The sequence below is a fragment of the Nitrospira sp. SG-bin1 genome (genome assembly GCA_002083365.1).
Taxonomy (GTDB): Bacteria; Nitrospirota; Nitrospiria; order Nitrospirales; family Nitrospiraceae; genus Nitrospira_D.
Genome location: LVWS01000005.1, coordinates 20,702 through 40,034 on the forward strand (window position 1 = coordinate 20,702; position 19,333 = coordinate 40,034).

General features: G+C 55.4%; 18 protein-coding genes. 16 read left to right on the plus strand and 2 right to left on the minus strand.

Going from position 1 to position 19,333, the window contains the following annotated elements:
* Position 1: 1 nt before the first annotated feature.
* From A4E19_12545 to A4E19_12620, 16 genes are all read left to right on the plus strand, one after another.
* Positions 2 to 766 carry a hypothetical protein gene (locus A4E19_12545; protein OQW37504.1) on the plus strand — a complete coding sequence of 255 codons (765 nt, stop codon included), beginning with the start codon at positions 2 to 4 and terminating at the stop codon, positions 764 to 766.
* Positions 763 to 1,719 (plus strand): hypothetical protein, encoded by a 957-nt coding sequence (locus A4E19_12550; protein OQW37505.1) that lies wholly within the window; start codon positions 763 to 765, stop codon positions 1,717 to 1,719. Before A4E19_12545 ends, A4E19_12550 begins: the two co-directional genes overlap by 4 nt.
* On the plus strand, positions 1,707 to 2,807 hold the full coding sequence (locus tag A4E19_12555) for a hypothetical protein (protein ID OQW37506.1): 1,101 nt from the start codon (positions 1,707 to 1,709) through the stop codon (positions 2,805 to 2,807). The genes A4E19_12550 and A4E19_12555 overlap by 13 nt, the downstream gene beginning before the upstream one ends.
* Before the next feature lie 51 nt (positions 2,808 to 2,858).
* The gene (locus A4E19_12560; protein ID OQW37507.1) at positions 2,859 to 3,545 is read left to right on the plus strand and encodes a hypothetical protein; all 687 of its coding nucleotides are present in this window, start codon (positions 2,859 to 2,861) and stop codon (positions 3,543 to 3,545) included.
* On the plus strand, positions 3,542 to 5,071 hold the full coding sequence (locus tag A4E19_12565) for a cobalamin biosynthesis protein CobQ (protein ID OQW37508.1): 1,530 nt from the start codon (positions 3,542 to 3,544) through the stop codon (positions 5,069 to 5,071). Before A4E19_12560 ends, A4E19_12565 begins: the two co-directional genes overlap by 4 nt.
* A 176-nt stretch (positions 5,072 to 5,247) precedes the next feature.
* Positions 5,248 to 5,610 (plus strand): two-component system response regulator, encoded by a 363-nt coding sequence (locus A4E19_12570; protein ID OQW37509.1) that lies wholly within the window; start codon positions 5,248 to 5,250, stop codon positions 5,608 to 5,610.
* A 29-nt stretch (positions 5,611 to 5,639) separates the two neighbouring features.
* Positions 5,640 to 6,149, plus strand: coding sequence for a hypothetical protein (locus A4E19_12575; GenBank protein OQW37510.1), 510 nt, complete (start codon positions 5,640 to 5,642; stop codon positions 6,147 to 6,149).
* A 68-nt stretch (positions 6,150 to 6,217) separates the two neighbouring features.
* On the plus strand, positions 6,218 to 8,107 hold the full coding sequence (locus tag A4E19_12580; protein ID OQW37511.1) for a hypothetical protein: 1,890 nt from the start codon (positions 6,218 to 6,220) through the stop codon (positions 8,105 to 8,107).
* A 53-nt stretch (positions 8,108 to 8,160) separates the two neighbouring features.
* A complete protein-coding gene (locus A4E19_12585; GenBank protein OQW37512.1) occupies positions 8,161 to 11,478 on the plus strand; it encodes a hypothetical protein in 3,318 nt (1,105 codons plus the stop codon).
* Positions 11,445 to 12,044 carry a hypothetical protein gene (locus tag A4E19_12590; protein OQW37513.1) on the plus strand — a complete coding sequence of 200 codons (600 nt, stop codon included), beginning with the start codon at positions 11,445 to 11,447 and terminating at the stop codon, positions 12,042 to 12,044. The genes A4E19_12585 and A4E19_12590 overlap by 34 nt, the downstream gene beginning before the upstream one ends.
* A 289-nt stretch (positions 12,045 to 12,333) precedes the next feature.
* Complete coding sequence (locus A4E19_12595) at positions 12,334 to 12,519, plus strand: hypothetical protein (protein OQW37514.1); 186 nt, start codon at positions 12,334 to 12,336, stop codon at positions 12,517 to 12,519.
* A 36-nt stretch (positions 12,520 to 12,555) separates the two neighbouring features.
* Entirely contained in the window at positions 12,556 to 13,752 is a 1,197-nt protein-coding gene (locus A4E19_12600) for a hypothetical protein (protein ID OQW37515.1), read from the plus strand.
* Positions 13,753 to 13,800: 48 nt separating this feature from the next.
* The gene (locus tag A4E19_12605) at positions 13,801 to 14,739 is read left to right on the plus strand and encodes a hypothetical protein (GenBank protein ID OQW37516.1); all 939 of its coding nucleotides are present in this window, start codon (positions 13,801 to 13,803) and stop codon (positions 14,737 to 14,739) included.
* A 62-nt stretch (positions 14,740 to 14,801) separates the two neighbouring features.
* Entirely contained in the window at positions 14,802 to 15,680 is an 879-nt protein-coding gene (locus A4E19_12610) for a hypothetical protein (GenBank protein OQW37517.1), read from the plus strand.
* On the plus strand, positions 15,677 to 16,771 hold the full coding sequence (locus A4E19_12615) for a hypothetical protein (protein OQW37518.1): 1,095 nt from the start codon (positions 15,677 to 15,679) through the stop codon (positions 16,769 to 16,771). Before A4E19_12610 ends, A4E19_12615 begins: the two co-directional genes overlap by 4 nt.
* Before the next feature lie 431 nt (positions 16,772 to 17,202).
* The gene (locus tag A4E19_12620; protein ID OQW37519.1) at positions 17,203 to 17,742 is read left to right on the plus strand and encodes a hypothetical protein; all 540 of its coding nucleotides are present in this window, start codon (positions 17,203 to 17,205) and stop codon (positions 17,740 to 17,742) included.
* 4 nt (positions 17,743 to 17,746) lie between these two features.
* Here the strand turns inward: A4E19_12620 and A4E19_12625 are convergent, their stop codons facing one another.
* Positions 17,747 to 18,847, minus strand: coding sequence for a hypothetical protein (locus A4E19_12625; protein OQW37520.1), 1,101 nt, complete (start codon positions 18,845 to 18,847; stop codon positions 17,747 to 17,749).
* The gene (locus A4E19_12630) at positions 18,844 to 19,296 is read right to left on the minus strand and encodes a hypothetical protein (protein OQW37521.1); all 453 of its coding nucleotides are present in this window, start codon (positions 19,294 to 19,296) and stop codon (positions 18,844 to 18,846) included. The genes A4E19_12625 and A4E19_12630 overlap by 4 nt, the downstream gene beginning before the upstream one ends.
* Positions 19,297 to 19,333 lie beyond the last annotated feature (37 nt).

The window sequence follows — 19,333 nt, forward strand, 5'->3', positions numbered from 1 at the left end:
GATGGGAACCATGGCCCGTCCATTTATCTTCGCCTGGCATTTTCTGACGACGATACCCTTGAGCCGGGCTCATCATGAGCCGACCGCGCCGGAGCTGGCCGCATCGATGGCCTGGTACCCGGTCATCGGCTTGCTGATCGGTGGTGGACTTATCGCGGCTGATTTTGGATTGGCTGCGGTCTTCTCGCCGGTGGTCGGGAATGTGCTCCTGATCGTTCTGTTAGTACTGTTCACGCGCGGGCTTCATCAGGACGGATTTGCCGATACCTTGGATGGATTGGCCGGAGGTCGGACGCCGACTGAACGGCTTTCAATCATGCGCGATCCTCGTATCGGGGCGATCGGTGCCACAGGGCTTTTTCTGTCGCTGATTCTCCGATACGCCGGACTGATGGCACTGCCGCCGGAGTTACGGCTTCCCGCTGTGTTTTGCATGCCGGCGATGGGACGTTGGGCGATGGTTACGCTGGCTTGGATGTCCCCCTATGCCAGATCGGAAGGGGGATTGGCGGCGCCGTTCCTTGCCCATTTGTCCTGGCGACATGTGGCCATATCCACGGCGGTCTTGACGATTGCCCTGACAGGAGGTTTTGGGGCAATCGGTGCATCTCTGATCCTCCTCGCTGGGGCTCTGATCCTTCTCGTCGGCTGGTCAGCTTGCCGTAGATGGTTCGGAGGAATCACCGGGGATACGCTTGGGGCCATGAATGAAGTGATCGAAATCCTCTTCCTGCTGCTCGTTCCACTCCTGCTTCGGTTACCATGACCGGCGGCGAACTCCTTCTCGCTTCTGCGCTTGATAGGATGTTTGGCGACCCCCGCTGGCTGCCGCATCCTGTCCGCGTGATGGGCCGGTGCATTGCGTGGGTCGATCACCGGGTCCGCAAGGTCTGCCGAAGTCGCACCAGCCTTCGCACGGCGGGGATCTGTCTGGCCGGAGGATTGCCGATGCTGACGTACTGTCTCGGCGTTGTCGTGATCGAAGAGGTCGAACGTTTTGCCTGGTGGATGGGATCGGCACTGTCGATCGTCTTGGCTTCAACAACTCTTGCGGCACGGGACCTGTGGGATCATGTCCGTGCGGTGGATGATCCGCTCCAAGCCGGCGATCTTCCTGCCGCCCGTGGCGCTGTGGCCATGATCGTGGGGCGGGACACAGCGGAACTGTCCGAATCGGAGGTGGCCCGCGCGACGGTGGAAACGGTCGCGGAAAGCGCGGCGGACGGTGTGATCGCCCCGTTGTTGTATCTTGCGATCGGCGGTGCCCCCTTGGCCCTGGCCTATAAGGCCGTCAACACACTGGACTCCATGATCGGCCACCGTGATGAGCGCTATGCGGATCTTGGCTGGGCGTCGGCTCGGCTCGATGATCTGGCCAACTGGATTCCTGCCCGGTTGTCGGCAGTACTGCTTATCCTTGGTTCGGGTCTCGTCACCCAACGACTGGAACCGATTCACAACGGATGGCGAGTGCTTCGGCGGGATGGGAAGAAACATCCGAGTCCCAACAGCGGCAGGCCTGAGGCGGCTCTGGCAGGAATCCTTGGAGTGAGATTAGGCGGCACAAACTTCTATGATGGAATCGCGCAAGACCGGCCTATTCTTGGTGCGGAAGGACGGAGCGCTGAAACACCAGATATCAGGTTGGCAGCAAAGATCATGGCGGCAGCTTCGGTGCTGGGGATAGTTCTCGCGGTGGGGAGTCGATGGCTCGTGTGAGCGTAAGAGCGCATGGTGGGGATGTCTATACCGCGGCACGGGAACTGGGCTGTGATCCCGCCGAGATTCTTGATTTCAGCGCCAGCATCAACCCGCTGGGACCCTCTCCTGATGTCTGGAAAGCCATCGCGAAGTCCAGATATGTATTGGTTCACTATCCTGACCCTGATTGCTGGGATCTGCGGCAGGCGCTGGCTACCTTCTGGTCTATTGAACCGGAACAGATCGTGGTAGGCAATGGTTCCACTGAGTTGATCGATGCACTCCCTCGCGCATTGGGAATTCATCGACTCCTCGTCGTTCAGCCCACCTTTTCAGAATATGCTGCCGCAATGGTGCGAGCCGGAGGTCAGGCCACCGCGCTCTACGCAGACCGACGGGACGAGTATGCCATCCCGATTGACCGCCTGTCCCAGGTGATGGAAACAGGACTGGGCGATGGATGCTCCATCGATGGTGTGATCATCTGCAATCCCAATAGCCCGACGGGGCAAGCCTGCACTGCCGACGATGTCGCGCGATTGGCAGGTATCGCTCGCCGGCGAGGTCTCTGGCTCATCATCGACGAAGCGTTTGCCGACTATTGTCCGGAACGATCTGTCCTGTCTCGGGCGTCATCCTGGTCGCATGTGGTGGTCTTACGCAGCCTGACGAAATTCTATGCCTTACCCGGACTGCGGGTAGGATATGCGGTCGCAACACAAGCGACTATCCGACAATTGCGACGGCAGTTGCCTCCTTGGTCCGTCAGCATGATGGGGCAGGTCGCTGCACTGGCTGCATTGAACGAAACGGCACATGCGCGAAAGAGTTTACGGTTCATGGTCCGCGAGCGTGAACGGATGAGAACAATGCTGGCTGCATTCCCCGGCTGTGTTGTGATGCCGACATACGCGAATTACTTCCTGGTTGAGTTGCCTCGTGGCCGCCATGCGCGCGACATCACCGAACAGTTGCGAAAGCGGGGTCTGTTGATCCGTGACTGTTCGGCCGTACCCGGCATGAACCCTCGATCTATCCGACTCGCAGTGCGAACCGTTCAAGAAAACAACCGGCTCGTTCGCTCCTTCGCTCAATTGCTCACATAAGGCATCGCGATGAAAGGCACTTCCCCACGAGTCCATACCCGCTACCGAATTATGGAGCAGACGCTGATCATCGACCTTGAAGGCATGAAACGCGTGCTTTCATCCGCGCCACAAGGAGGGGGGCTCACGCTGGCTTCGTGTGTCCTCAATCACCAGGTCGAGGCACATCCCTCGGCAAGCGGGGACCGTACAAAGACCGTCTTCGATCCCGCTCATTCCTTGCGAACAGTGGCTTCCCGACTCGGGATCCACGCGCGGACTGTCGGACTCATGACGGCGGTGCCGATGGCACAGCTGGTTACGGCACGAGCTGCTTCCGACGGGCTCTGGGTGGAGTGTTTTGCGACCGTCGGTGTAACGAATGCCGTTCGGGCCGGAGAATGGCCACCACAACGTTTTCATCGCAGCAAACCCGGCAAGCCGGGCACGATCAACCTCATTCTCGTCACGAATGGGAGTCTCTCTCACCCCGCGATGGTCGGTGTCGTGCAAGTAGCTACCGAGGCGAAGACCGGTGTGCTGTACGATCATAAAGTGCCGAGTTGCCATAGCGGCACGACGGCCACCGGCACCGGGACGGATGCAGTCGTGATCGCTTGTCAGCTACGGGGACAGGGTCCGTCGCACATCTATAGCGGGACGCACACTATTATCGGAGCGTTGGTGGGACGAGTCGTTGTCGACTGTGTCACTCGCGGCTTAGCAAAGGCAAAGGCTTGGCAGGCGCCGCACCGATGACGACACGGGCACTGGCGATCCTTGGAACCGGGTCGGACGTCGGCAAAAGTTTGATCACGGCTGGGATCTGCCGACTCCTTTACCGCACAGGTGTTCGCGTCGCCCCGTTCAAAGCTCAAAACATGTCCCTAAATTCATTCGTCACGCCGGATGGGCATGAGATCGGACGGGCGCAAGCGCTGCAAGCCAAAGCCTGCGGACTTTCCCCACATGTTGATATGAATCCGATCCTTCTCAAACCGGAATCGGATAAGTGTTCTCAGGTCGTGGTTCTCGGTAAGGTACTCGCGAAGCAAGAGGCTTCGGCATACTTTGATGGACGACCATGGCTCTGGTCGGTCATACAAGACAGCTATGCACGGCTATCGAGGCAATATGACGTGATGGTGATCGAGGGGGCGGGGAGCGCAGCCGAGGTCAATCTCAGAAAATGGGATCTGGTCAATTGGCCCGTCGTCAAGCTAGCTGATGCCAAGGTGTTGTTGGTGGCGGATATCGACCGAGGTGGAGTCTTTGCTCAAGTGATAGGGACATTAGACTTGCTGGAGCCGGACGAACGGGCCAGGGTCTGCGGGGTCATCATCAATAAGTTCAGAGGCGATGCCAAACTGTTTGCCGATGGGATGCGATTCCTGGAATCTCGCAGCCAGGTTCCAGTGTTGGGCGTCGTGCCATTTCTTCGTGATCTGATACTGGACCAAGAAGATAGTCTGGATCTGACCGGGCATCATCAGACAAGTTTTGTATCTGACCGAATCAATATTGCCGTCATTCTGTTGCCCCACATGAGTAACTTTACCGATTTTAATGCATTGGCGGCTGAAAATGATGTGTCCTTGCAATATATCACCTCTCCTCCGGCCCTCAACGGCGCCGATATCGTCATTATTCCCGGGAGCAAAAATACGCTGGCCGATCTCTCCTACCTGAAGGAACGAGGTTATCTAGGTACGTTGCAATGCCATATCGACAATGGTCAAGAGCTTATCGGTATCTGCGGTGGCTATCAAATGCTTGGCCGAACGATCACGGACCCCTACCAGGTCGAACAGGGAGGGATGAGCACCGGACTGGGGTACTTGAGCACGGAGACAGAACTCAAGCAGACGAAATACACCCTACAGACCGACGCCTACCCAACGGACTTCTTCTCGGTCGGCCATAACTTGGTCCGTGGATATCAGATTCATATGGGTGTCACGCGGCGAGTCAACGAACTTCCCTGTTTTCGAGTTTATCATCATTCCATATCAGGTGAGAACGCGTACCAGCCGATCGCCGAGGATGAAGATGGGTTTGATGGAGCTATTCGAAAAGACGGACTGGTGTGGGGCACATACATCCATGGGATGTTCGATGAACCGGGTTTTCGTCGTGCGTGGCTCAATCGTGCTCGCGTAAAGAAAGGGCTTCGACCGCTTGATACTCATGTTTCAAAGTCGGTCACCGCTCGGTTAAACAGCGAACTTGACCGGTGGGCTGATCATCTGTCCGAGAACGTCGACCTCTTTCGTCTCATCCGATAAAGTCGGTTTGCAGCATCCATCATGCGGTGTCCCTATCGATTCTCGGACTGGTATCCACACCAACCAGATTCGAAGAAAATGTCGATATTCACCCTTTTCTTGCCAATCATCAACAAGTCGCTACACTGCCTGAGGGTAGAGAGAAGCGCCTTTATGGAAGAGAGAGGAAGGGGTGTATGAGCAAAATCATGGTTGTTGATGACTCGTACGCAGAACTGCAACTGATCGAGTCATATTTGAAGGCCGCCCAACACACCGTTGTATCGTTCTCGACTGCAGATGGGTTGGAGGACAAGGTCGTCGCGGAAAAACCAGATCTTATCGTTTTGGATGTGGTAATGCCCGGCCGGAATGGATTTCAGGCGTGCCGGGATCTGAAAACTGATGCCCGCTTCAAGGGCATTCCGATTGTACTCTGCACCTCGAAGGGACAGGAAAGCGATAAGTTTTGGGGGCAGCAACAGGGAGCCAACGGACACGTCGTGAAACCGTTCAAGTCGGAGGATCTTTTGCAAGCGGTGAAGCTCGCATTGAGCTGAGAGCGCCGATCTTGCTTGGACAACGATCGATGATTTCCATAGGTGAGTTACCTCAGCTTCATTCAGATTCGGTTCCGGAGCAGCCCAGCGCCGCCGATTCCCTGCGCGTGTGTCTGATCGAGCTGGGCCAAGAACGGTTCGCCATAGACTTGCGTCAAGTCCGCGAAGTCTTTGAGCCCGAGTCTGTCACGCCCGTACCGGGAATGCCTGACTCGCTGGTCGGTGTCACGAATCTACGGGGAACCATCATTCCACTGGCAGATTTGAGAGGAGCGTTGGGCGTGTCCGCCTCCGTCATGCCGAAATATGCGGTGGTCGTCCGTCATGGCACACACCAAGTCGGTATTCTTGTAGAAGATGTGCCGGAAATCCGTACCATCCATTCAGACGATCTGATCACGCCCTCGGCTCATCCCACAGCCAAGCGCCACCCCATGGTTTCTCTATTCTTCAAAACCGAGAACAAACCGAGCGCCATACTGGAAATGTCTCGACTGTTGTCATCCATGGAAGAGACGGCCACTGGCCAGAGTTCATAACCCACCCCAGGAAGTGTTGATGTCGGCACAAATAAGCCCGATCGCGAGTCGTGCGCAGGAGGACAACCATGGCGGAGCTTAGGAAAACGTTAAAACGGTCGCCTCGTGCTTGGTTTAAGAATCTGAAAGCTCTGCACAAGATCCTGCTCGGGTTTTCCGCCATCGTGGTCGGCATGATGGCAATCGGATTCATCGGTTTGACGGGGCTGACGACACTGAAGAGCCAGCTGCGTTCCATTTACGATGAATCCACCGTAGGCGTCTCGCAGGTCGCGGTCAGCAGCACCTATCTCAGTCTCTATCACAATGCGCTGTTGAGTGTGGCTGACCAAAAACACAAAGAAGCGTTTGATGAGGCCATCATTCCCCTTGCCGAATTGAAGCGGCGGACCATGACGCCGATTGAGACGTATCGACCGTTCGCGACCCACGAAACGACGGACGGCCGTCGCGACGGACAAGAACTGGACGTCCTTCTTTTTACATTAAGGGAGTATTTTGCCTCCGCTGAAAGCGCCGTGGGAGCGTTGAACGATAGCTTTGACCCCTCGCTCTCGGACGAGCAACGGCAGTCGATGAGAGAGCTAGGAACCATGGTGCTGTCAACGGAGGTGGCATTGTGGCACGGCAGATCGACATGGCGGTTCCAATGGGTGGCGCAACTTATTCGAGACCTGGCCAGTGAATTGAACGAGAGCGGACAGCAGATGGCCGTTTACCTCACGAAGTTCATGCTTGGCGGAGCAGTTGTGGCTCTCCTCTTGGCCATCGCGATCGGATACTTCCTCGCGCGCAGCATTGTGAAAGACATCATCCATGTGGCAGATGTCGCGACACAGGCCGCGGCAGGCAATCTACAGGCGCGGGCGAGTCTAGAAAGCGACGATGAAGTCGGTCATATGGCCAAGGCGTTCAACATCATGTTGGATCGGATCACGGCTCTCGTCTCGACAGAAGAAGAACGGGACAAGATGCAAAAACAACTCGTGCAGTTCCTGGTGTTGGTGTCCGATGTCGGGAAAGGCGATTTGACCAAACGCGGCGAAGTGACAGCTGACATGTTCGGAAACCTGGCGGACGGATTCAACCTCATGATCCAGCGCTTTTCCCAGTTGATGAAGCAAGTGCGCCAGGCTGCTGAACGTGTCAATACCGCGGCGACCAAATTGAAAGACAATGCCGGACAAATGGCGGGAACCGCCAAGCATCAAGCTGAAGAATCCATCAAGGCTCTCGGCGCGGTAGAACAGTTGGCATCATCGATGCGTCAAGTGACGGACACCGCAGGAGCATCGTCCGATGCGGCCCGCCAGGTTTTGAAGGCCACTGAAGACGGTCGACTCGCGGTGCAACAAACCGTCCAAGATATGCAGCGCATTCAATTGGCGGTTCAACGGATGTCGAAACAAGTCAAGGGGCTCGGTGACCGTTCATTGGAGATTTCACAAATCGTCTCGACGATTCGGGATATCGCCAATCAAACCAATCTTTTGGCGCTCAACGCTGCGATCGAAGCCGCCGGAGCCGGTGAAGCCGGCGCACGTTTTGCCGTGGTAGCCGATCAAGTGCGGAAGCTCGCCGAGAGCTCCACACAGGCCACGCGTGAGATCGCGGATCTGGTGAAGGTCATCCAAAGCGAAACTCAACATGCGGTCGTAGCCATGGAACATGAAACTCAGGCGGTCGAGGACGGATCGGCTTCGGCCTTGCGTACAGGCGATGTGTTCAAAGAGATTTCGACCATCGCTCAACGGTCTGCCGAACTTGCGCAAAGCATTGCGGCTGCGGCTGCGGATCAGACCGTCTCCACCGATCAGGTCGGACGTTCGATCAAAGACTTTACCGGAGGCGCCGTGGCAACGCAAAAGGCCACCGATTCGGCGCGTGCGACGGTCGAAGACATGGCGACGTTGGCTGAAGGCTTGACCACTTCGGTGTCACAGTTCAAGCTGGTCTGAGAATCTCCCTCATCCGGTGAGCGAGAAGAACCTTCTGGCGCCAAGAGGGACCGATGAGCTCCGAGTTCGACAGGCAAAACCTCATCAGCATTTTCGTCCTCGAAGCATCGGATGGATTGGATGCCCTGACCAAGGCATTGCATCCTCCCAACGGACGAATCCCCACTCCTCTGGAACTGACGGATCAATACATTGTCGCCCATCGTATTTGCGGCGCCGCCGCCCTCTATGGTTTCAACGGAGTCGCCCAGCTCGCCGAACACCTGGAAACGTTACTTGAACGCACCTCACCGACTCCTGCCGCTCAGTGGAATGGAGTGGTCGATATAATGCGGAACATTACACAAAGCCTTCAGGTCGTCGTCCGCGCCATTGGGCAGGGCGGCGCTGAGGATGCGGAGACCATAGAACGCTGTTGGGCTTCGATAAAACAACATGAACCGTCCGTTGTCACCGAGGAATATATGTATCCCGGACTGGATGCCGAAATCTTGTCGTATTTCGTTCCTGAAGCGAAGGAGTATCTCGACACTATCGAGGAGTTGATCCGTCTTCTGAGAGATAAGAGAGATGATGAGGACTCAATATACCGGCTTTTTCGTACGTCACACACGCTAAAAGGCTCGGCGTACACCGTAGGCTTCCAGGTCATCGGCGACGTTGCCCATCCGATGGAGGATTGCATGGTCGCGGTTCATGAAAAACGCCTTCCTCTCAGCGATGGTCTCCTTGACCTGCTGGCGAATGCCGCAGAATTGATCCGACTCATTCTTCTGCGTGACTCCTCCAGCAGAAGCCAGCTCCAACGGGACATTCCAGATCTTATAAATCGTCTCGCCCAGGCGTCTGTAGATACCGCCACATCACCTTTACTCGCCTTTCCATCAGATGGGACCGAAACGTCTGGCTCGAATTCTGTCCGGCATGAGCCTGTTGTTAACCCGAGAGCTCAACCAGGGGATTTATCTGACAGGTACTTGATTCCAAATTTGGAGCCGGAAGTGCTCTCCTATTTTATCCCAGAAGCGCAGGAGTATTTGGAAGTGTTGGAAGCCAACCTCCTACGGTTGGACAAAGACCCGCACAATAAGGACCTGATCAATCAGTTATTCCGCAGCGCGCACACCTTGAAAGGATCCGCCTATACGGTCGGATTTCAATCGATCGGCGACCTTGTCCACCATGTCGAAGATTTCATGGATGCGGTACGGGACGGTACCCTCCGCGTGTTGCCGGGTCATACGGACCTTATGCTTCGGGCCATCGATGTTGTGCGAGTGCTCATGCGGAGAGAACTCAATACGGTGGAGGACACGAGGCAACAATTCGATAGAGCACGAACCGAACTCCGACAATTGGATCAGCTTACCACGCGCGCGACGAGATCAGAGCCTCGAGATGAGAAAACCTTCGCTTCCAGGATCGCGGACCAGTTCGGAGGCAGCGCGTCTGGAGGAGGAGGGGATCGGGCCACGAGCGAGACGTCAAGGGAGGAACGAGAGGTTATCCGTGTCAGTCATGGACGGCTCGAACGGCTGATGAACCTCGTCGGAGAGCTCGTCATTGGACGAGGCCGGTTGGAGCAACGGCTGCGAGTTTTGGATCAACTGTCACAACAAGTTTTGGCATTCAAACGTCGCTTAGTGGATTCCGTCCAATCATTTGCCGACAAACATACCTTCACGTATCTAGAAGCTCCGACTAGTCCGATGACGTCTGCAGGGCAAGAGCTTCCCCTGATCGGTGATTTTGGCAACCTCGAGTTGGACAAGTACGACGATTTCAATATCTTGGCTCGGCGCATCGGAGAAGTCACCGCCGATATCAGTGAGTCGATGGCGCAGTTGGATGAATCCATTTCAAACGCCCAGGGCGAGATGACTCAACTTCAACATTTGACCTTGTTGATGCGGGACGAAATCGCGCGAGCCCGCATGGTTCCAATCGGCACACCGTTCACCAGGTTCCGTCGAGCGGTCAGAGACATCGCCCGAACCTCGAACAAGGAAGTGTCCCTCGTCACCTCGGGCGAGCAGACGGAAGTTGATACCGGAATCGTGGAGCGATTGGTGGATCCATTGGTGCATTTGGTCAGGAACGCCGTGTACCACGGCATCGAACCGGCAGCTGATCGAATTGCAAAGGGCAAACCAGCCGTTGGAACCGTCTATCTCCACGCAGCTCATCGGGGCAATTCGGTCATCATCGAAGTCGAGGACGATGGAGCGGGATTGGATTTGGACAAAATACGCACCAAAGCCGTCTCGATGGAACTCGTGTCATCACAGCAGATCCAAGCCATGTCGGACATGGACATCCTTCAGTTGATTTTCATGCCCGGTTTTTCCACGGCCGACGAGATAGGAGACCAAGCAGGTCGAGGCGTAGGGCTGGACGTGGTCAAACGAGTCATTGAAGGCATGAACGGGAATATCGACGTGGAGTCTGAGTCTGGTATTGGGACCAAATTCACCCTGAATCTCCCTCTCACCCTCCTTATTGCCACTGCACTACTCGTGCGAGTGGGTACCGAACGATATGCAATTCCATTGGTAAGCATTCAAGAAGTCACCATGCCGACTCCTTCTTCGATGCGAGAGGAAGGTGAGCGTAAATTCTTGCAGGTCGACGACAAGCTGATTGAATTGCAATCGCTCCATCACATTCTCCGTCGAGAATCAGGAACCATCGATTGGACCATGCCGGCTGTGATCGTTCGGACGGCCGGATCTCCTCTGGGATTAGCGGTTGACGAACTGTTGGGTCGCCAAGAAATCGTCATTAAGCCACTTGGATCACTGAAACCTCTGGACCGATCGTTTTTCGGAGGCGCGACCATTGATTCAGAAGGGCATGTTGTCCTTGTGATCGATCCAAGCCGTTTGACGCCTAGACATACGAAGGACTCGGTTGCACGAACACGCCTGGTCAAGTCCCAATCTCTGCCCAAAGAGCCCGCGCAAACTGCGGCGGTGAATGACCCGAACGAGGCTCGACTGCTCTTGATAGACGATTCGTTGAGCATCCGCAAATTCGTCGGGAGAATGTTGGAGTCTGCAGGATATCCGTTCGATACAGCGGTCGATGGCGAAGATGGATTGCGAAAGACCTCGACGACGAGTTACCGTATGATTCTCACCGATCTCGAAATGCCGAAACTCAACGGATTCGAAGTCATTCAAGCGCTCAGAAGTCGTCCGGAAACACGACATACACCGGTAGTAGTCATGACGACGAGAGCCCGAGACAAGCATCGGCAGATGGCACTGAACCTCGGCGCCAATTCTTATATTTCCAAACCGGTGGAAGAACGGACGTTGCTTCAGGAGGTTGAACGGTGGCTTGGCAAGGCGCCGGCTTTGCACAAGTAACCCTGTGGAAATACTCGTATCATTTGACGGAATCGGACTTGTTACAGACAATGGGTGAAACGATCGTAGGGATAGGCATACGGAAACCGATGACGGGAACTCCGTCGCCAGCATCTCCATCACGATTTCTCATCGTGACATTGGGCCGACGGTATCTGGCGTTGGATGTCGAATCGATTGCCGGGCTGTTGACGCTTGATGAGATTGGAGGCGTCACAAATCCCACACTGCACGGCATGGAGTACGGGATCATTGATCTAGCCGATCGACTGAGCGTGTCGCATGATCAGAATGGAGCCAATACACGTATCGTACTGCTTTCTGAGCATGGAGGGCGTGGCAGTATTCGAGTCTCCACGGTGGAGGGATTTCTTGAACTCCAGTCGTCTCAAATTCTGCCGCTACCGACACAATTCCAGGGACCGGAACAGCACTGGTATCGAGGCATGATCCTATTCCAGCGAAGTGTTGCATTGGTGCTCAATATCGCCTGGGTTCTTGAGGGACGGGTGCCCGGCATAAACGGTGGCGGGGGACAGAGATCCACGCCCGGATTAGCGGCTTAAACGACTCCGGCACGCGACAGCGCATATGCTAAGAAGCGGTCAAAAGCCTCGGCGGGAAACAGGATGTCCATCATGGCAACTGTTGGTCTTTTCTGTGGGTGGAAGGCGACTGGCGGTCAACACATCGAACGTCTCGAGTGTTTCCCAGTGGAACGGTTCTATTCCTGTCGCTGGCCAAACTCCTTTTATTACTGCGGTGGTTCGTCATGGACAAGTCGTGTTACCGGTATTCGATCTGGCCGCATCCCTTCATCTTGCTGTGCAAGGGAGTAGTCCGTTGTGCCTGAGGATGAAACATCCTCTCGGAGAGATGGCTGTGTGCATCGATGAAGAGATTCCGGTTCTCCATACCGTTGATCCGGCCACGCTCCAGATATACCGAGGCAAAGATTTGCCGGCCGAAGGCAGTTATACCAACGGCCTGGATGAAATTCCTATCCTTTCTGTATCACGACTTGGGTCGACGATGTCATGATCTCCCTAGTACCGGGGTGGGACGAAAGGTGCATGCATGCCGAAGATCTTGATCGCCGATGACAGCATCGCGGTTCGCAAAGTCGCAGAGCGACTGTTGACCGAGGCCGGCCTCGGCGTCACGCTCGCGGCAAACGGAGAGGAAGCCTTGGCCTATCTTGCGAAGGAACGGCCGGATGTCGTTGTGTCCGACGTCATCATGCCGGATAAGAGTGGATATGAAGTGTGTGCCTTTGTTCGTGGACATGCAACCCTCTCCACAACACCCGTGCTGCTCATCTCCGGAATCGTGAACGATGAAGTGACCAAGCAGGCCGTGTCCTGCCGCGCAGATGGCGTGTTGAAAAAACCATTTCAAGGTACGTCTTTGAAGGATCGTGTCCTCGAACTGATTGCCAAGCAGCAGGAGCCCGCACAAGCCGCAGTCACCGGCTCTGTTAACGCTCCGACAAGCTCCTCGGTTGAGAAGGCGATACAGATGTCGAGCCAACCGCAACAGAGTCTGCGCGAGGACCTCGGCAAACTCAAAAACACTGAAGAACAGTTACAGGCGGAACAACTTCGTTCGGAAGAACTGACCAAACGGCTCTCTGAGTTCACTGAGCAACTCGCGAGAGCCAAGGATCACGAAACGCTGTTGGCGGCCGAACGAAAACGGGTCAGCGATCTTCAGGAAACTCTCTCGAAACTGGAGCGACAAGTATCACGAATCCCCGAGCTGGAATCTGCCCTGAAGACAGAACAAGAGGCAGTCTGTGCATTCAAACAAGACGCCCAGAACTGGCGCAAGGCATCTGACCGAATCGCAGAACTGGAGTCTGCTCTACACACCGAACGGGCGTCGGCGGAGGAACTCGTGCAACAGTTGGAGGATTTTGAGCAGATATCAACTAAGGCCAAAGACCTGGACGCCAGACTCGCGCGTACGGAACAGCGGGAAGCTGAACTACACCAAAAAATGCAGGGTCTCGAGTCGGAACTTTCGACCGAAAGAGAGAGGCTTACAGAAGCAATAAGACAACGTCAAGAGTCGGAGAGCGTGGCGTTGAGAGTTCCGGAATTGGAAGGACTCCTCGCCGTTGAACGAGATCGCAACGGCATGCTCGCGCGGCGAGTGGTGGAGGCTGAACAAGCCGCCGAAAACGCCACAAAACGACTTGAGGAAATGGCCCGCAAGTTAAGCGAGATTGCAGGATTGGCCTCCCAACTTGGAAACGGGAAGGGGCAATCCTAATTCCACCGACAGTCAGATGCTCGCGGGTGTGTTGAAGGGCCGAAGACGATGTCCGTTGAAACCGAGGATGCATTCCAGAAAGAGCTCGTTGAGCTTTTTGTTCAAGAGGCACAGGAATGGCTTCAACAAATTCACGTCGCGCTCGATGAACTGCAACAATCTCCCCCTTTGGAACGCCATCGGGCCTTGGCGCAGACGATCAAAGTAGGGATTACGAACCTTGGCGGATCTGCGGCTACACTCAACCTGAGCGACGTCGAACGAGCGAGTTTCTCCACCCTTCCATTTGTTGAAGCCGTTCAAAATCCTTCCACGCAAATCTCCGTCGACGACTTCATCGCACTCTGCAAACACCTGGGACACATTCACGGCGCACTGACCAGATCGACAGGTGTGAGTTTTGAGGAGAAACATGTACCAGCTTTTGCCCAAGATTCGTCCACGAAGATTCCGACGAAAGACTTTTTGATATTGCTGCGAGATCTTCACACTCAACGTCAGACAGCCAACAGATTCCAACGCAACTTGATTCAAACGATGGTGGCCCAGGCGGAGGGGTTGTTGGATCGTAAAGTGGAACAATGCGATGTGGCTTCCATCCACGAGTTTCTCGATCGGTCAGCCGAAGGAGATCAAGGCTTTCTCAATGTCGTTCGACAAGCTGTTCCACAGTTAAGGACTATCCTTCAGACACTCAAGAATGATCGCGTCGTCCAGAATTCACCGTCCCTCGACTTACAGAATCCTATTGAGCACGTCGCACAGCTGTGGTCCGCCGCGCAACAGGTCAATGCTTCCAATGCGATGGTGTTTTTTATGGGATTACACAGTTTCCTCGTAATCGTGACCCAGCACCATGCGATGGTGAACGCCACACACTTCGACGCAATCCAATCACGGCTGGGACAGAACATGGAGGAGATCGAGGAATGGGCGGAAAGCGGGCGGATGGAGCGCGTGGCGATACAAAACGTATTACCTCATTAAGCGAGCTTCATACCAGAAGCACCCGCCCCCGGACGGGGAGCTGGAACGAAACGGATCCACTCATGCCACTTGTCGATACGATATCCCATCATAATCTGAGTCAGGATTCGTCCTATGTGGCGCATTGGGGACTACACCTTCACCCATTTGAAAATGTGCCGGACCCCAAGTTCTATGTACCCTCAATCCAACATGACATGGCGATAGAGCGACTGCTGTACGGGATCCATGCCCGCAAAGGAATGGTGCTGCTGACCGGCGAAATCGGCAGTGGGAAGACTCTCCTCAGTCGTACTGTGATTCTCAAACTTTCTCGATCACGGTATGAAATCGCTCTCGTATCAAACCCGACTATTCCGGGGAACGAATTTCTCGGTGAGCTCCTCTTCCAACTGGGATTGGATCCCCACGGAACACGCGCGGAACAATTACGTCGCCTGAACGATCAGCTGCTTGCTAACTACCATAAGGGAGTCGACACCGTTGTCGTGGTGGATGAAGCCCAGGCCATCGAGCACGACCGCGTGTTTGAAGAGCTGCGCCTTCTCAGTAATTTCCAGCTCAATGACCGATTTCTCATCACACTCGTCCTCATCGGGCAACCGGAACTACGGGAACGCATCGATCGTATTCCGCAGCTCGCCCAGCGAGTAGCCGTTCAACACCACATCGGGTATTTGGATCGTGCCGAGACAAAATCCTATGTCTTGGCTCGGCTTGCCGCCGCGGGAGTCGCGCTGCCGATATTCTCGGCTCGCGCGATTTCTTCCATTTATCATTTCACCGGCGGTGTATGCCGCTTGATCAATTCGCTGTGTGACCTGTGTCTTCACTACGGTCGAATTTCGGGAGCGCATCAGATCAGACGCTCATTGGTGGAAAAAGTCGCGAATGACCTGCTGCAGCGGCGGGCCTCCATCGGTCTGGGGGTGATGCCTTGACGACCTGGTACAATGAAGCCGAGCATGTGGTGGGCGAGATCGCGACCGCAGTTCAGAACCAGCATTCTGTATCGCTCGAACGGCTTGAAGCTCTGGCAAGAGATGTCGTTTCATCTTTGCAACACAACGATGAGCTGGTGGTGGAAGCACTCGCGGGTCCTGACGGGTCACCACTCATTACCAACCTAATCAATGTGGCGATACTCGGAACCAAGGTGGGGATCGGCCTTGGGTACTATGGAGACGAACTATACCAGTTGGCCCTCGGTGGATTTGTCCATGATATCGGATTATTTGCCGTACCAAAATCCTTGATCACCAAGGCAGGCCGATTGAACCAGGAGGAGCGGAGGCTGATCGAACGGCATCCTGATCTGGGCCATCAGATTCTTGAGAAATGCGGGCCGGCGTATCGTTGGTTGGCTCAGTTAACCTTACAGGCACACGAACGTTTCGATGGACAAGGATATCCCAATCGGCTCACGGGAAGAGAGATCAGCGAAATGGCTCAGATCTTGGGCGCTGTTGACATATTCGATGCATTGGTGAGCGAGCGTCCCTACCGCCGTCGCTTGCTCCCGCACGAAGCAGTCAAGGAACTCCTGGTCACTGAACGGCGGGCCTTTCCTCGAGAAATCTTGAAGGCGCTTGTCCAGCAATTCTCGCTGTTCCCCCTTGGGACTAGGGTACGATTGACAACCGGGGACATTGGAACAGTAACCAAGGTGAATACCGGTTATCCCCTTCGTCCGGTGGTACGGCTCGACGATCCGCAGGAACAAGCATATGAGGGGCCTCGTTCTTGTCAAGTTGATTTGAGCCATACCCCACTGTTATCTATCGCCGAAACTCTCAATCCTCCGGTACCGGGACGTGTCACATTCGCAGATACCTCTTCCCAGCCGACAACCTCCGTGGTGCCGACCGCGGTGTCTGATTCCTTCGCTTTGTTGCTCGAAAGTCTGGATGCGATTGCGTTGACACTGCAAGGCGTGGTGGAAACCAGAAAGACGTCGTTAGAATCTTCAGACGTCAGTGCTGATCCCGACATGATTATCGACAGTCACAGGCCGATTCACCACCCCCAATAAGTATGCGGTACCCTCAGATCATGCAATTGCACGGTTGAAGAGAACGAACGCACGTCCCTCGGAATAGGCGACCAAAACGAATCACGATGAGTTTCCGATCTTCGATTCAGTTCTGAATCTCTCGCAGGCGCATCGTTCGGTCTTCATCGAATACTTTGGTGAATCGCTGCATCCCTCGCTACAGTGTAATCCGCAGCTGAACGTCAATCGCTCTGTTCTGGATCATCTGATGACAGATTCTGTCTGTTCAGTTCAAGACGATATCATGGGGTCCAGCCCATACCGTGCTACATGGAACTGGTCCTGCGAGTCACCCATCAGATCGAAATCAACGAGTTTTGTCCTCTTGTTCTACCCTTTGCTGTGGAGATCGAGATGGTTATAATGGGCTCGGCCACTCCGAGTATCTTGACCATTGCAAAGGGAAACACGTGCCAAAGCTCGTCAATGTTCATCATCCGCAACAGACCGTCCAGCAAGCCCAGGAGTACGTCAAGACGTACATCCTCCTGCCGTCCGGCCTTCTCGGACTCATCTGTGTGATCGGGGCTGTGGGAGGTCTAGGATATCAGTGGCTCGCCACCGACAGCTATACGTGGGATACCTTCTATCAGAGTTCCGGATTATTCATGTCCGGTGTCGGGTTGGGCGCGGCCCAGACGCTCTATCAGCGGTACCTCCTGCGCGCGTTTCCGGAAGTTCTCGCGGCCCGCATGAAAGAAGGGCTGAATCGTCAAAAAGGAAAGCTCAAAAAGAGGTCCGACGCGACGACCATCGAGCACCCGGGGCGCCAGTTCGTCCCGCTCGCCTATCTGTTCGGCGTGATGATCCTGGTCGGCGGCACCGTTGCGGCGTCCGTCTATGGCCGTGTGAGTACGTTTCCAGCGCTCCTGATGCCGTGGGCCGGATTCTATTGGGCCAGGCTGTTCTTATGGCGGCGAGTAATCAAAGTAGAGCCAGCGGCGAAGTAAGGCCTCAGCGCTTGTTGGAGCGAGCGGCTTGGGTTCGAGCAATCCGGCCGGGCGTTTTTTTCATGCGAGTTTCGAGGGTCGCCACACGCTGTTCCAAGTCCCGTACAAGCTGCTTCAACTCGGGCAACTGGAAGATCACTCCCTGAACCCTCAGGGCCTTTTCACGCGGCATCGCGGGAATGCCTCCGACGATCTGGTTCGACTCCACACTACGATTGACTCCGGATTTGGCCGCGATCATCACTTGATCACCGATGGTCAAATGATCCGAAAGCCCCGCCTGACCGCCGATCATCACGTGATGACCGATGGTCGTGCTACCCGCGATGCCAACCTGTGCAACGAGAATGCAGTGCTCCCCCACCGTGACATTGTGGGCAATCTGGACGAGATTGTCGACCTTCGTACCCCGCTTGACCATGGTCCGCCCGAATGTCGCGCGGTCCACCGTTACGTTGGCTCCCAATTCAACGTCATCTTCGATGACGACGCCGCCGAGTTGCGGGATCTTATGGTGACGGCCCTGATGCTGCACGTATCCGAACCCATCGGCTCCGATCACGGTTCCACTATGTATGATCACCCGCGCACCCAAGGTACAGCCTTCACGCACGACGACATTTGGATAGAGCACGGAATCGTCCCCGATCGTTGAATCCGATCCGACGAAGACTCCCGGATAGAGCGTGACCCGATTACCGATCGTCACGCGGTCGCCCAACGTGACGAACGGCCAGATGGAAGGATCGGCCCCGATCCGCACATCGGCGCCCTGTGTCACCTGTTCGGCAACGCCTCGAGGAGCTTGCGGACGGACAAAAAACGTCTGAGCGACGCGCGCGAATGCCAACATCGGATTATCCACGACGATTTGCGGCACGGCGAGGTCGGACAAATGCCGATGGACCAGGAGCGCCGCTACGGGAAGATTGGCCGCGGCCTTGGACATTTTATCGTTGGTGATGAAGGACAATGCCTGGGGATCGGCTTGACCGAGACTCGTCAAACCGGAGATCGGTGTCTGGCTGTCGCCGTGAATGGTCCCCCCGACCACCTCTTGGATTTGAGCTAACGTGATGGGTGTGGGCAGTTGAGGCTTACTCATCGGGCCGCGACTTTCTTCTTACCGGAAGTCACGGAGGATGTCTTCTTTGGTTTGCCGACGGAAGTGGGCTTGGCTGACGCTGTCTTCTTGGGAATGGATTTGCCGGCGGTGGTCTTGGCCGGGGCGGCCTTGGCTGATTTCGATTTACCTGCCGCGGTGGCGGGTTTCGCCGATTCAGGCTTGGATTCGGTCTTCGATTCGACGAGCCGTCGATGGACATAGGCCGCCACGGTACCCACCGTACTCAATCCCGGCAGATCCTGATCCGGGATTTGAAGCTTGAATCGTTCCTCGATCTCGAAAAGCAGTTCGATGATGGCAACCGAATCGAGCCCGAGATCATCGCGGAGATGATGAGACTCGGTGATCGACGCCGGATCGCGTTTGAGATAGCTGGCCAAGGCCTGAATGATTTTGGAGGTGACCGCAGGATCGATCGATTCAGTCATTATGAAGCTCCTTCAGTGGTATGAGGCTCGTCGCCTG